Annotated in this window: 14 protein-coding genes; 6 read left to right on the top strand and 8 right to left on the bottom strand. The window is 71.8% G+C overall.

Features of this window, described 5'->3' with window-relative positions; translation table 11 throughout:
* Position 1: 1 nt before the first annotated feature.
* On the bottom strand, positions 2-334 hold the full coding sequence (locus ACFYON_RS00995) for a hypothetical protein (protein WP_216928155.1): 333 nt from the start codon (positions 332-334) through the stop codon (positions 2-4).
* 219 nt (positions 335-553) lie between these two features.
* On the bottom strand, positions 554-1,513 hold the full coding sequence (locus ACFYON_RS00990; protein WP_354872646.1) for a heme o synthase: 960 nt from the start codon (positions 1,511-1,513) through the stop codon (positions 554-556).
* 263 nt (positions 1,514-1,776) lie between these two features.
* Here ACFYON_RS00990 and tkt point away from each other — a divergent pair, with 263 nt between their 5' ends.
* The 6 genes from tkt (at position 1,777) to pgl (ending at position 8,852) form a co-directional block, all read left to right on the top strand.
* A complete protein-coding gene (gene tkt, locus ACFYON_RS00985; protein WP_354872649.1) occupies positions 1,777-3,915 on the top strand; it encodes a transketolase in 2,139 nt (712 codons plus the stop codon).
* A 16-nt stretch (positions 3,916-3,931) separates the two neighbouring features.
* Positions 3,932-5,110 carry a transaldolase gene (tal, locus tag ACFYON_RS00980; protein ID WP_354872651.1) on the top strand — a complete coding sequence of 393 codons (1,179 nt, stop codon included), beginning with the start codon at positions 3,932-3,934 and terminating at the stop codon, positions 5,108-5,110.
* A 79-nt stretch (positions 5,111-5,189) separates the two neighbouring features.
* The gene (locus tag ACFYON_RS00975; RefSeq protein ID WP_354872654.1) at positions 5,190-5,399 is read left to right on the top strand and encodes a hypothetical protein; all 210 of its coding nucleotides are present in this window, start codon (positions 5,190-5,192) and stop codon (positions 5,397-5,399) included.
* A 50-nt stretch (positions 5,400-5,449) separates the two neighbouring features.
* On the top strand, positions 5,450-6,964 hold the full coding sequence (zwf, locus tag ACFYON_RS00970) for a glucose-6-phosphate dehydrogenase (RefSeq protein WP_354872657.1): 1,515 nt from the start codon (positions 5,450-5,452) through the stop codon (positions 6,962-6,964).
* A 31-nt stretch (positions 6,965-6,995) separates the two neighbouring features.
* Positions 6,996-8,012, top strand: coding sequence for a glucose-6-phosphate dehydrogenase assembly protein OpcA (locus ACFYON_RS00965; RefSeq protein ID WP_354872660.1), 1,017 nt, complete (start codon positions 6,996-6,998; stop codon positions 8,010-8,012).
* Positions 8,013-8,081: 69 nt separating this feature from the next.
* Positions 8,082-8,852, top strand: coding sequence for a 6-phosphogluconolactonase (pgl, locus tag ACFYON_RS00960; RefSeq protein WP_354872663.1), 771 nt, complete (start codon positions 8,082-8,084; stop codon positions 8,850-8,852).
* 67 nt (positions 8,853-8,919) lie between these two features.
* Here pgl and ACFYON_RS00955 read toward each other — a convergent pair whose 3' ends face one another.
* From ACFYON_RS00955 to whiA, 6 genes are all read right to left on the bottom strand, one after another.
* On the bottom strand, positions 8,920-9,264 hold the full coding sequence (locus ACFYON_RS00955; protein ID WP_354872666.1) for an RNA polymerase-binding protein RbpA: 345 nt from the start codon (positions 9,262-9,264) through the stop codon (positions 8,920-8,922).
* Positions 9,265-9,394: 130 nt separating this feature from the next.
* Entirely contained in the window at positions 9,395-9,655 is a 261-nt protein-coding gene (gene secG / locus ACFYON_RS00950; protein ID WP_018788217.1) for a preprotein translocase subunit SecG, read from the bottom strand.
* A 95-nt stretch (positions 9,656-9,750) separates the two neighbouring features.
* On the bottom strand, positions 9,751-10,542 hold the full coding sequence (gene tpiA, locus ACFYON_RS00945; RefSeq protein ID WP_354872668.1) for a triose-phosphate isomerase: 792 nt from the start codon (positions 10,540-10,542) through the stop codon (positions 9,751-9,753).
* The gene (locus ACFYON_RS00940) at positions 10,543-11,742 is read right to left on the bottom strand and encodes a phosphoglycerate kinase (protein ID WP_354872670.1); all 1,200 of its coding nucleotides are present in this window, start codon (positions 11,740-11,742) and stop codon (positions 10,543-10,545) included. It lies immediately after the preceding gene.
* A gap of 52 nt (positions 11,743-11,794) precedes the next feature.
* Positions 11,795-12,799 carry a type I glyceraldehyde-3-phosphate dehydrogenase gene (gene gap / locus ACFYON_RS00935; protein WP_355094228.1) on the bottom strand — a complete coding sequence of 335 codons (1,005 nt, stop codon included), beginning with the start codon at positions 12,797-12,799 and terminating at the stop codon, positions 11,795-11,797.
* Positions 12,800-13,064: 265 nt separating this feature from the next.
* A complete protein-coding gene (gene whiA / locus ACFYON_RS00930; RefSeq protein ID WP_018788213.1) occupies positions 13,065-14,045 on the bottom strand; it encodes a DNA-binding protein WhiA in 981 nt (326 codons plus the stop codon).
* Positions 14,046-14,055 lie beyond the last annotated feature (10 nt).

The following is a 14,055-nucleotide window of genomic DNA, read 5'->3' as shown; positions in this document are numbered from 1 at the left end:
GTCAACGGGCCATGGTGCGCCGGGCCATCGACCGCCACAGGTCGTTGCTCGGACGCATCTGGTCCATCAGTTCACGCTCCCAGGCGTTCTCGACGTCGACCCCGGCCTTCGCGCACGCCTGCCGCGCGATGTCGGTGCCGTCGGCGAACTGGTCTGCCCATACCCCGTCGGAACCCACGAGGACGATCCGTGCGCCGCGCTTGCCGACGTACTCGATGACCGCCTTCGCGCCGCCGTGCCCGGCGGCGAACGACTTGATCCCCGCGACCAGGCCGTTGGGGGCCTGCTCGGCGGTCTTGTCAGCCGTCAGCGTCGTATCGGAACCATCTGCCATGCGCGAAGCCTAAGCAGAGTTCCACCCGGATGTGCGAGAACCATGAACTGAATGTGATGCCAATTACCCATCGGTTTAAGAAGAACCACAGGCATTTTGCCGCTATATGTCCCTTATAACCGGGCGAAACGGGCAGGCAAGATCGTCACAATCTGTCCAGGTTGGCACCGCTCCGAGGATGCCCGAAAAAAATTTCTGATGAACCGCCGGACGGGCGGGTCAGAGGAGCGCGTCGAGCGCGACGGCCGCGAACAGGATCGTCAGGTACGTGGTCGACCAGTGGAACAGGCGCATCGGCTTGACCGCCTCGCCGCGCGTCGCGCGCCGGCACAGCTTGTGCGCCTCGACGAGGAAGATCCCGCCCACCACCAGCGCGGTGACGCCGTAGATCGGGCTCATCCCGAGCGGCCACACCGCCAGCGAGGAGAGCACCGTGAGCCAGGAGAAGCCGATGATCTCGGCGTTGACCCGCCGGACCGAGGCCACCACCGGCAGCATCGGCACCCCGGCCCGGGCGTAGTCGGCCTTGTACTTGATGGCCAGCGCGTAGAAGTGCGGCATCTGCCAGAAGAAGACCACGGCGAACAGGCCCCACGCGGCCGGCGCCAGCGTGCCGGTGACAGCGGCCCAGCCGATCAGCACCGGCGCGGCGCCGCAGATGCCGCCCCAGAACGTGTTCGCCGCGGTCGTCCGCTTCAGCCACAGCGTGTAGACCAGGTCGTAGTAGGCGATCGCGGCCAGCGTCAGCACCGTCGCCAGCCAGTTCGTCGCCGCCGCCATCAGCGCCACCGACACCGCCGCCAGCACCAGGCCGAAGATCAGCGCGCTGCGCGGCGACACGGTGTGCGCGGGCAGCGGACGGCGCTTGGTGCGCCGCATGAGCTGGTCGATGTCGCGGTCGATGTAGCAGTTGATGACGCTCGCCGCGCCGGCCGCGAGCGACCCGCCGACCAGCACCACGGCCACCAGCCACAACGACGGCATCCCGCCGTGGGCGAGCATCATCGCCGGCACGGTGGTCACCAGCAGCAGCTCGACGATCCGCGGCTTGGTCAGCGACACGTACGCCGCCACCACGGCGCGCACGTCCCGCCGGCCGCTCGCCGACCCCTCCGCCACCGCGCCCACCGGCGGCTGCCCGGCAGGGTTGCTGACGGGGCGCTCGGTGATCATGCTCACGGATTGCCACCTTCCGGCATCGGCGGGGGAGGTCGTTCGGCCCGGACCGCTGCGGGTCCACACACCGCACCACACACTACGCGGCGTCGTTTTCGCTGCCCCGCGGACCCGGCAACGGTGCGAGCCGTCACACCTGCGGTTGAACGGCGGAACGCGCGCGATCCGTACAGAAGAGCATGCTGAGATCCCCGGGCGGACGTTTAGCACCGCTCGATAGGGTCATCAGTGAGGGTTCCGCCCATCTGCCGAGGAGCACAACCATCGTGGCTGCCAATCGACCCGAGCTTCCCGCTCTCAACTGGTCCGACCTCGACCGCAGGGCCGTCGACACGGTCCGCGTGCTGGCCATGGACGCCGTGGAGAAATCCGGCAACGGCCACCCGGGGACGGCGATGAGCCTCGCCCCGGCGGCGTACCTGCTCTTCAACCGGGTCATGCGGCACAACCCCGCCGACCCGAACTGGGCCGGACGCGACCGGTTCGTGCTCTCCGCCGGCCACTCCAGCCTGACGCTGTACATCCAGCTCTTCCTCTCCGGCTACCCGCTGGCACTGGACGACCTCAAGGCGCTGCGCCAGTGGGGCTCACTCACCCCGGGCCACCCGGAGCACGGCCACACCCCCGGCGTGGAGACCACCACCGGTCCGCTCGGCCAGGGCCTCGGCAACGCGGTCGGCATGGCCATGGCGGCCCGCCGCGAGCGCGGCCTGTTCGACCCCGAGCCGGACCGCGCCGACTCGCCGTTCCGGCACGACATCTGGTGCATCGTCTCCGACGGTGACATCGAGGAGGGCGTCACCCACGAGGCCAGCGCGCTCGCCGGTCACCAGCAGCTCGGCAACCTCTGCGTGATCTACGACGACAACGAGATCTCGATCGAGGACGACACCCGCATCGCCAAGAGCGAGGACGTGGCGGCCCGCTACGAGGCGTACGGCTGGCACGTGCAGACCGTCGACTGGCGCAGCGGCGACGCCGACCAGGGCGACTACCACGAGGACGTGGAGGCGCTGTACCAGGCGCTGCTGGCCGCCAAGGCGGAGACCGACCGGCCGTCGTTCATCGCGCTGCGCACCATCATCGGCTGGCCCGCGCCGAACAAGCAGAACACTGGCAAGATCCACGGCTCGGCTCTCGGCGCCGACGAGGTCAAGGCCACCAAGGAGATCCTCGGATTCGACCCGCAGCGCACCTTCGAAATCGACGAGGAGGTGCTCAAGCACGCCCGTCAGGTGCTGGAGCGCGGCGCGCGGGAGCAGGCCGAGTGGACCACCGGGTTCGACGCCTGGGCGCAGGCCAACCCGGAGCGCAAGGCGCTGTGGGACCGGATGGCCACCCGTACGCTGCCGACCGGCTGGACCGACGCGCTGCCCACCTTCGGCGCGGACGCCAAGGGCGTCGCCACCCGGGCCGCCTCCGGCAAGGTCCTGGAGGCCCTGGCGCCGGTGCTGCCCGAGCTGTGGGGCGGCTCGGCCGACCTGGCCGAGAGCAACAACACCACCATGAAGGGCGAGCCGTCGTTCGTCCCGGCGGCGCACGCCACCAAGGACTTCCCCGGTGACGAGTACGGCCGCACGCTGCACTTCGGCATCCGCGAGCACGCCATGGGCTCGATCCTCAACGGCATCGCCCTGCACGGCGGCACCCGCCCGTACGGCGGCACGTTCCTGGTGTTCAGCGACTACATGCGCCCGGCGGTGCGGCTGGCCGCGCTGATGAAGCTGCCGGTGACGTACGTCTGGACGCACGACTCGATCGGCCTCGGCGAGGACGGCCCGACCCACCAGCCGATCGAGCACCTGACCGCGCTGCGGGCCATCCCCGGCCTGGACGTGGTCCGCCCGGCCGACGCCAACGAGACGGTCTGGGCGTGGCGGCAGGCGCTGGAGCACACCGACCGGCCGACCGCGCTGGCGCTCAGCCGGCAGGCGCTGCCGACGCTCGACCGCACCGAACTGGCCGGCGCCGAGGGCGTCGCCAAGGGCGGGTACGTGCTGGCCGAGGCGTCGAACGGCAAGCCGCAGGTGATCATCGTCGGCACCGGCTCCGAGGTGCAGCTCTGCCTCACCGCGCGGGAGCGCCTGGAGGCCGACGGCACCCCCACCCGGGTCGTCTCGATGCCCTGCCAGGAATGGTTCTTCGCGCAGGACGAGGCGTACCGGGAGTCGGTGCTGCCGCGCGGGGTAAAGGCACGGGTGAGCGTGGAGGCGGGCATCGCGATGTCGTGGCGCGCGATCGTCGGCGACAGCGGCGAGTGCGTGAGCATCGAGCACTTCGGCGCCAGCGCGCCGCACACCGTGCTCTTCGAGCAGTTCGGGTTCACCCCCGACCGGATCGTGGCCGCCGCGCACGCGGCGCTGACCCGGGTGGGCGACATCACCGGTTTCACGACCGGCAACTGAGGGGAGCGTGGACGGCATGACGGACAGGCTGAGTGAGCTCCAGGGCGCCGGAGTGGCGATCTGGCTCGACGATCTCTCCCGGGTACGGCTGACCTCCGGCGGGCTGGACAAGCTGCGCCGGGAGTCCCACGTGGCCGGGGTGACCACCAATCCGACGATCTTCGCGAAGGCGCTGAGCGACGCCGACGAGTACGACTGGCAGCTTCGTGACCTCGCCGTCCGGGATGTGGACGTGGAGGAGGCGGTCCGCATGCTCACCACGTACGACGTGCGGTGGGCCTGCGACGTGATGCGCCCCTCGTACGACGCCAGCGGCGGCGTGGACGGCCGGGTCTCGATCGAGGTGGACCCGCGCTCGGCGCACGACGCCGACAAGACGGTCGCCGAGGCCAAGGCGCTGTGGTGGCTGGTCGACCGGCCGAACCTGTTCATCAAGATCCCGGCCACCGAGGAGGGCCTGCCCGCGATCACCGCGACCCTGGCCGAGGGGATCAGCGTCAACGTCACGCTGATCTTCGGCCTGGACCGCTACTCGCAGGTGATGGAGGCGTTCCTGGCCGGCCTGGAGCAGGCGCAGGCAAACGGGCACGACCTGTCGAAGATCGGCTCGGTCGCCTCGTTCTTCGTCTCCCGGGTCGACAGCGAGGTGGACAAGCGGCTGGAGAAGATCGGCTCCGACCAGGCCAAGGCGCTGCGCGGCAAGGCCGCGGTCGCCAACGCCCGGCTGGCGTACGAGCGCTACGGCGAGGTCTTCTCCTCGGCGCGCTGGCAGAAGCTGGCCGACGCGGGCGCCCACCCGCAGCGCCCGCTGTGGGCCTCCACGTCGACGAAGAACCCGGACTACCGGGACGTGATCTACGTGGAGGAGCTGATCGCCCCCGGCACCGTCAACACCATGCCCGAGCCGGTCATCCACGCGTACGCCGAGCACGGCGAGACGCAGGCGGACACCGTCACCGTCGCGTACGACGACGCCCGCAAGGTCTTCGCCGACCTGGAGGCGGTGGGCGTGGACCTGTCCGACGTGATCGCCACGCTGGAGCGCGAGGGCGTGGAGAAGTTCGAGGCGAGCTGGGTGGAGCTGCTGGAGGGGGTCAAGAAGTCCCTCGCCGAGGCGGCCAAGGGGTCGGGCAGCCCGCACCGGGCAGCCAAGGGCAACGCGCGGGCGGCGCAGCAGGCCGGCGGCAACGCGTGACCGACGGCGTACGACGCGTCCCGGGGCCGGGCCCCGGGACGCGTCGCGCCGTACCGTGGAACGGGTGAGGTGGTTGCCGGTGAGCGAGCCCGAGGCCGTGACCCCGGCCGCCGGACGGCCGGTCACCCCCGGCCGTCCGTACACCTTCGCGCAGCTCCGGGCGGCCAGGCCGCCGGCGACCGGCGGGCCCTGGCCCGGCCGGGAGCGACAGGTGCTGCGCCTGCACCTGACCGAGCGGGCGGCGGGCGCCGCCCCGCTCCTGGACACGGCCGGACGGACACGCACGTGACGATCAATGACCTGGAATCAGCGGACCGAGACGCAGGAGGAGGTGGCCCGGTGAACCCGCTGCGCGATCCGCAGGACCGGCGGCTGCCCCGGATCCCCGAGCCGTGTGCCCTGGTGATCTTCGGGGTGACCGGCGACCTGGCCCGCAAGAAACTGCTGCCGGCGGTCTACGACCTCGCCAACCGAGGGCTCCTGCCGCCCGGCTTCGTGGTCCTGGGCTTCGCCCGCCGGGACTGGGGCGACGGCGACTTCGAGTCGGTGGCGCACGACGCGGCCAAGAAGCACGCCCGCACCCCGTGGCGGGAAGAGGTGTGGGCCCGGCTGGCCGGCAACATCAAGTTCGTCGGCGGCTCGTTCGACGACGACGCGGCGTTCGACCAGCTCGCCGCCACGCTCGACGAGCTGCGCGAGTCGCACGGCATCCCCGGCAACGCCGCCTTCTACTTCTCCATCCCACCGGCGGCCTTCCCGGTGGTGCTCAAGCAGCTCGCCCGCACCGGCATGGCGGACAACGCGAAGTCCGGCGGCTGGCGGCGGGTGGTGGTGGAGAAGCCGTTCGGCAACGACCTGCCCTCGGCCAAGGCGCTCAACGACCTGGTCGACGACGTCTTCACCAGCCAGGACGTGTTCCGGATCGACCACTATCTGGGCAAGGAGACGGTCCAGAACATCCTGGCGCTGCGCTTCGCGAACAACCTGTTCGAGCCGCTGTGGAACTCCAAGTACGTCGACTCGGTGCAGATCACCATGGCCGAGGACGTCGGCATCGGCACCCGCGCGGCCTTCTACGACTCGGTGGGCACCGCCCGCGACGTGCTCCAGAACCACCTGCTCCAACTGCTCGCCCTGGTCGCGATGGAGGAGCCGACGAGCTTCGACGCCGACGAGATCCGGGCCGAGAAGCTCAAGGTGCTCAAGGCGATCACCGTGCCGCGGGACGTCGCCGAGGACACCGTGCGCGGCCAGTACCTGCCCGGCTGGGTGGGCGGCGAGCGCGCCAAGGGCTACCTGGAGGAGGAGGGCGTTCCGGAGGGCTCCACCACCGAGACGTACGTGGCGGTGAAGCTGGGCATCCAGAACCGCCGCTGGGCCGGGGTTCCGTTCTACATCCGGGCCGGCAAGCGGCTGCCCCGGCGGGTCACCGAGGTCGCCATCATGTTCAAGAAGGCGCCGCACCTGCCGTTCAACGACGCCGACATGGAGTCCCTCGGCCCCAACCAGCTGGTCATCCGGGTGCAGCCGGACGAGGGCGTGGTGCTGAAGTTCGGCTCCAAGGTGCCGGGCACCACGATGGAGGTCCGCGACATCGCGATGGACTTCCAGTACGGCGAGGCGTTCACCGAGTCCAGTCCCGAGGCGTACGAGCGGCTGGTGCTGGACGTGCTGATCGGCGACCGGACGCTGTTCCCGGACGCCGCCGAGGTGGAGCAGAGCTGGCAGGTCGTCGACCCGCTGGAGCACGCCTGGGTGGGCACGACCCCGGAGCCGTACCGGGCCGGTGAGTGGGGGCCCCGGGCCGCCGACGAGATGCTGGCCCGTGAGGGCCGGGCGTGGCGGAGAGCGTGAGCGTGCACGGCGAGCGAACCAGGAGGCTCCGATGATCGGGCTGTGGGACACCACCGGCAACGAGGTGGTCAAGGCGCTGGCCGCGGAACGGCGCAGCGCGGGCGGGGTGGCCAGTGGCATGGCGCTCACGCTGATCGTGGTGGTGGACGAGAAGCGGGTACGCGAGGCCGAGGCGGCGGCCACCATCGCCGCGGCGGCGCATCCGTGCCGCCTGCTCGTGGTGGTGCGCTCCGACGTGGAGCGGGACCGCAACCGGCTGGACGCGGAGATCGTCGTGGGTGGCCGGCTCGGTCCGTGCGAGGCGGTGGTGACCCGGATGTACGGGCGGCTCGCGCTGCACGCCGAGTCGGTGGTGATGCCGCTGCTGGTGCCGGACGTGCCGGTGGTGACCTGGTGGCACGGCGAACCGCCGGAGGAGATCTCCACCGACTTCCTCGGCGTGGTCGCGGACCGGCGGATCACCGACGCGGCGCAGGCGGCCGACCCGATCGCCGCGCTGCGGCAGCGGGCGCACGACTACGCCCCGGGCGACACCGACCTGGCGTGGACCCGGATCACCCCGTGGCGCACGCTCGTGGCGGGCGCGTTCGACACCACCCAGGCCCGGGTCACCGAGGCGAGCCTGGTGGCGCCCCCGTCGGACCCGACGGCGGCGCTGATGCGCGGCTGGCTCAAGGCCCGGCTCGGCATCGACCCGGTCCTGACCGCGACCGACGAGTTCCCGCGGATGCGCCAGGTGCAGTTGCGCTGCGCCAACGGCGACGAGCTGACGCTGACCCGGGACGACAGCATCGCGGTGTTCCGGCGTACCGGCCAGGAGGACCGCACGCTGCCGCTGGTCCGCCGGCCGCTCGGCGACGAACTGGCCGAGGAGCTGCGCCGCCTCGACGCCGACCAGGTGTACGCGGAGGCGCTCGGCGCCGCCGCCGGGATCACCGGGCTCGACCAGCGTCCGGTCCAGCGGGTGCACGTGTGGAAGGACCCGGCGACCGCCCAGCGGGCCGAGGCCGGCGTGACCGCGCACGCGGGCGCGACAGCTAACGAGTGACCGCCCGGGCCGGGCGGTCGAAGGCACAGGAGACCGCCGGCGGGCGGTCGGAACACGAGGGCACGACGGATGACTGAGGCGAGTGTCGCCGTACACGCCGACCCCGACCTGCTCGCGCAGGCGGTGGCGGCCCGGTTGGTGGTGAAGCTGCTCGACGCGCAGGCTGGGCGCGGCCAGGCGTCGGTGGTCCTGACCGGCGGGCGGATCGCCGCGGCGGTGTACCGAGCGGTCGGGCAGCTGCCCGCCCGGGACGCGGTCGACTGGTCCCGGGTCGACGTGTGGTGGGGCGACGAGCGGTTCCTGCCGGCCGGCGACCCGGAGCGCAACGAGACGCAGGCGCGTGCGGCCCTGCTGGACTCGGTGCCGCTGGACCCGGCCCGGGTGCACCCGATGCCGGCGTCGGACGGCCCGGCCGGCGACGACCCGGAGGCGGCAGCCGCCGGGTACGCGCGGGAACTCGCGACGGCGGCCCGGCCCGGTAACGCGCTCGTGCCGCACTTCGACGTGCTGATGCTCGGCGTCGGCGAGGACGGGCACGTGGCGTCGGTGTTCCCCGAGCACCCGGTGCACCACGACAACCGGCCCGTCAGCGCGGTACGGGGCAGCCCGAAGCCACCGCCGGTGCGGACCACGCTGACCCTGCCGACGATCAACACGGCCGAGGAGGTGTGGCTGATCGCCGCCGGGGCGGACAAGGCCCGGGCGGTCGGCATGGCGCTGGCCGGGGCGGGGCCGGTGCAGCTGCCGGCCGCCGGGGTGCAGGGCGTCTCCCGTACCCTCTGGCTGCTCGACCGGGCTGCGGCGGCGAACGTGCCGCCACGCCTGCGCAGCCTCCGCTGAGCGGGTAGGAAGGGGCCCCTCCTCGACGTCTCACGTCGAGAAGGGGCCCCTTCTCGACACCTCGGGGTCAGGCGCGGCCGCGACGTCGGCGCAGCGCGTCCAGGGCCTCGGCGAGCAGCGCCTCCCCCTCCTCCGGGGTGCGCCGCTCCTGCACGTACGCCAGATGGGTCTTGTACGGCTCGGCGCGCTGGCGGCCCGGCGGGTCGCCCGGGTCGGGGCCGGCGGGCTCGCCGCAGCGGGGGCACTCCCACGTGGCGGGCGTCTCCGCCTCGGCGGCGATCAGGAACTCGACCCGGTGCCCGTGGCGGCACCAGTAGACGACCGGCCGGCGAGGCGCGGGCTCGACCCGCTGGTCGAACCGCTCGGGGGCGGACCCGATGCGGGTGCCGCGGATGACGTTGTGGCTGGGCACTGTTGCTCGCTCCCTGTCGTCGGAGGGGACCGCCGCCGGAGGGGGTCGGCGACGGGCGACGCGCGGAGAAACAAAACTGCGCGCGGTCCGTGACGGACCGCGCGCAGATTGTACGCTTCTCAGCGCCGGCTCAGGTGCCGCTGGCCATCTGCAGCCGCAGCCAGAGGCCGAGCCCGACGATGCACGCGAACCAGACGATTCCCACCAGAACGGTGTAGCGGTCGAGGTTCTTCTCGGCCACCGACGAACCGGCCAGGCTGGAGCTGACGCCGCCGCCGAACATGCTCGACAACCCGCCGCCCTTACCGCGGTGCAGGAGGATCAGCAGGACGAGCAGCACGCTGGTGATGACCAGCAACGTGATCATCGTGTAGGCGAACCAGATCGGCATGGCGGGGGTCAGTCCTCTCGTTGCGATCACTGCCCGGACCTGTCGGGCACTGCGGCACCGACCGGTGGACGGGCAGCGTCAAGGATAGCGAGCGATCAGCGGGCGGTGTGCTCCGGGAACCGGCAGATCTGCGCGAACTCCTCCGCGTCCAGGCTCGCGCCCCCGACCAGAGCCCCGTCCACGTCCGGCTGCGCCATGATCGCGGCGACGTTCGACGCCTTGACCGACCCGCCGTACAGGATCCGGACCTGCGCGGCGGTGCCCTCGTCGTAGGTCTCGGCGATGCGCTTGCGCACCGCGCCGCAGACCTCCTGGGCGTCCTCCGGCGTCGCCGTCTTGCCGGTGCCGATCGCCCAGACCGGCTCGTACGCCACGACCACCTTGGTGACCTGCTCGGCGGTGAGCCCCTTCAGCGCGCCGTCGAGCTGGTCGCAGCAGTGCCGCACCTGACCCGACCGCTCCCGGACCTCCAGGCCCTCGCCGATGCAGAGGATCGGGGTGAGCCCGTTCGCCAGCGCCGCCGCCACCTTCGCGTTGACGAGCGCGTCGTTCTCGTGGTGGTACTGCCGCCGCTCGGAGTGGCCGACCACCACGTAGCCGCAGCCCAGCTTGGCGAGCATCGGCCCGGCGATCTCACCGGTGTAGGCGCCCGACGGGTGCGGCGACAGGTCCTGCGCGCCGTAGCCGATCAGCAGCTTGTCGCCGTCCACAGCGGTCTGCACGGTACGCAGATCGGTGAAGGGCGGCAGCACCACGCACTCGACGTCGGTGAGCTGCTTCTCGTTCAGGCTCGCGGCCAGCTTCTGCACCAGCAGGTTGGCCTCGAGGTGGTTCAGGTTCATCTTCCAGTTGCCGGCCATCAGCGGCCGGCGGGTCGTGCTCGCCATTCAGTTCTCCAGGGCCGCGATGCCGGGGAGGGTCTTGCCCTCCAGGTATTCCAGGGAGGCGCCGCCACCGGTGGAGATGTGCCCGAACGAGGACTCGTCCAGGCCCAACGCGCGCACCGCCGCGGCCGAGTCGCCGCCGCCGACCACGCTGAACGCGTCGGCCTTGGTGATCGCCTCGGCCACGCCCCGGGTGCCGTTGGCGAACGCCGCCATCTCGAACACGCCCATCGGGCCGTTCCAGAAGACGGTCTTCGCCTGCGACAGCGCCGCGGCGAAGCCGGCCACCGTCTCCGGGCCGATGTCCAGGCCCAGCCGGTGGCTGGGGATGCCGTCGGCGGGCACGGTGTCGTGCGCGGCGTCCGGCGCGAACGCGTCGGCGACCACCACGTCGACCGGGAGCATGATCTTGCCCGGCGCGCGCTCCATCAGGTTGCCGCAGGTCTCGACCATGTCCTTCTCCAGCAGCGACGTGCCCACCTCGTGGCCCTGGGCCTTGAGGAAGGTGAAGCACATGCCGCCGCCGATGAGCAGCCGGTCCACTGTCGGCAGCAGCGCCTCGATCACGGCCAGCTTGTCGGAGACCTTCGAGCCGCCCAGCACCACCACGTACGGCCGCTCCGGCTCGCCGGTCAGGCGGCTGAGCACCTCGACCTCGCGCAGCACCAGCCGGCCGGCGTAGTGCGGCAGCCGGGCCGGCACGTCGTGCACGCTGGCGTGCTTGCGGTGCACCGCGCCGAACGCGTCGTCGACGTAGGCGTCGCCGAACGCGGCGAGCTGGTCGGCGAACGCGCCCCGCTCCGCGTCGTCCTTGCTGGTCTCACCCTTGTTGAAACGCAGGTTCTCCAGCAGCGCGACCTGGCCGTCGGCCAGCCCCTCCACGGTGGAGCGCGCCGAGTCGCCGACGGTGTCCTCGGCGAAGCGCACCGGGGCGCCGAGCAGCTCACCGAGCCGCCCGGCGACCGGACGGAGGCTGAACTGCGGGTCGGGCGCGCCCTTCGGGCGGCCCAGGTGCGAACAGACGACCACCTTCGCGCCGGCCTGCACCAGCGCGCTCAGCGTCGGCAGGACGGCCCGGATCCGGCCGTCGTCGGCGATGTCCCCGGTCTGCTTGTCGAGCGGGACGTTCAGGTCGGCGCGCACCAGCACACGCCGACCCGACACCCCCTCGGCGAGCAGGTCGTCGAGGTTACGGATCGTCACAGAGCTAGCCCTCCGTTCGTGACTGCGGGGCTCGCAAGCTCGGTCCTCGCACTCACAGGGACTGACCGACCAGCTTGACCAGGTCGACCAGGCGGTTCGAGTAGCCCCACTCGTTGTCGTACCAGCCGACGACCTTGACCTGGTTGCCGATCACCTTAGTCAGCGGCGCGTCGAAGATGCACGACGCCGGGTCGGTCACGATGTCGGAGGACACGATCGGGTCCTCGTTGTAGCTGAGGATGCCCCGCAGCGGGCCCTCGGCGGCGGCCTTGAGCGCGGCGTTGACCTCGTCCACGGTGGTCTCCCGGCCGACCTCCACGGTCAGGTCGGTCGCCGAGCCGGTCGGGATCGGCACGCGCAGCGCGTAGCCGTCCAGCTTGCCCTTGAGCTCCGGCAGCACCAGGCCGATGGCCTTCGCGGCGCCGGTCGAGGTCGGCACGATGTTCAGCGCGGCGGCCCGGGCCCGGCGCAGGTCCTTGTGCGGGGCGTCCTGCAGGTTCTGGTCCTGCGTGTACGCGTGGATGGTGGTCATCAGGCCCTGCTTGATGCCGAACGTGTCCTGCAGGACCTTCGCCATCGGCGCGAGGCAGTTGGTGGTGCAGGAGGCGTTCGAGATGATGTTGTGCTTGGCCGGGTCGTACTGGTCCTGGTTGACGCCCATGACCACGGTGAAGTCCTCGTTCTTCGCCGGCGCGGAGATGATGACCTTCTTGGCCCCGCCGTCGAGGTGCGCCTTCGCCTTGGTGGCGTCGGTGAAGAAGCCGGTGGACTCGATGACCACGTCGGCGCCGACCTCGCCCCACGGCAGCTTGGCCGGGTCCTTCTCGGCGTACGCCTTGATGGTCTTGCCGCCCACGGTGATCTCGTCGGCGGTGGCCTTCACCTCGTGCGGAAGGCGGCCCAGGATGCTGTCGTACTTGACAAGGTGGGCGAGCGTCGCGTTGTCGGTCAGGTCGTTGACCGCCACGACCTCGATGTCAGCGCCGGACGCCAGCACTGCCCGGAAGAAGTTGCGGCCGATCCGGCCGAAGCCGTTGATGCCAACCCGGATGGTCACAGGTCCCATCTCCTCGCGTTCTGGTCCGCCGGCGCCAGACCGCGGCCGGCGGAGGTGTGTGCGCCGACCGTTGGAGCCGGCCGTCGACATGTCATCTCGGCCACCCCGCCGCGGTCCTGGAGACCTGACCGCCCGAGGCGGTGAGCACGGCGAGGGATGCCTGTGCGCGGCCCCCTTGCCGTACGCAGCGACCATATCCGAGCGCGCGGCGTCGCGCTGCGGCGGGTGGTGATCCCGCTCGCGGTGCGCTGCCGCCCGAGTCCTATCAGACCACGAGCATGTCCGGTGTGACTGCCGCTTCCGTATCCGGGATGCCCAGGTCACGGGCACGCTTGTCGGCCAGCGCGAGCAGCCGGCGGATCCGGCCGGCGATGGCGTCCTTGGTCAGCGGCGGCTCGGCGAGCGCGCCCAGTTCCTCCAGCGACGCCTGGCGGTGCTCCAGGCGCAGCCGGCCGGCCGAGGTCAGGTGGTTCGGCGCGTCGTCGGCGAGGATCTCCAGCGCGCGGGTCACCCGGGCGGCGGCGGCCACCGCGGCACGCGCGGAACGGCGCAGGTTGGCGTCGTCGAAGTTGGCCAGCCGGTTCGCGGTGGCGCGCACCTCCCGGCGTACCCGGCGTTCCTCCCAGGCCAGCACGCTGGAATGCGCGCCGATGCGGGTGAGCAGCGCGGCGATCGCGTCGCCGTCCTTGACCACGACCCGATCCACGCCGCGCACCTCGCGGTTCTTCGCGGTGATGCCGATACGGCGGGCCGCGCCGACGAGCGCCAGCGCGGACTCCGGACCGGGGCAGGTGATCTCCAGGGCGCTGGAGCGGCCCGGCTCGGTGAGCGAGCCGTGCGCCATGAACGCGCCCCGCCAGGCCGACACGGCACAGCAGACGTTCGCGGCCACCACGTGCGGCGGCAGGCCGCGCACCGGGCGGCCCCGCACGTCGAGCAGGCCGGTCTGCCGGGCGAGCGCCTCACCGTCCTTGACCACCCGCACGATGAAGTGGCTGCCCTTGCGCAGCCCGCCGGAGGCGAGCACGTGGATCTCGCTCGGGTAGCCGTAGACCTCGGCGATCTCCCGCCGCAGCCGGCGGGCCACCGCGCCGGTGTCCAGCTCCGCCTCGACCACGACGCGACCCGACACGATGTGCAGGCCACCCGCGAAACGCAGCAGGGCGGCCATCTCCGCCCGCCGACAGCAGGGCTTGGGCACGTCGACCCGACTCAGCTCGTCCTTGACCGCAGCCGTCATCGCCATAGTGCGCCCC

The sequence above is a fragment of the Micromonospora sp. NPDC005686 genome (assembly GCF_042871665.1).
In the GTDB taxonomy this organism is placed as follows: Bacteria; Actinomycetota; Actinomycetes; order Mycobacteriales; family Micromonosporaceae; genus Micromonospora.
This window is presented reverse-complemented; position numbering and strand designations above follow the sequence as displayed.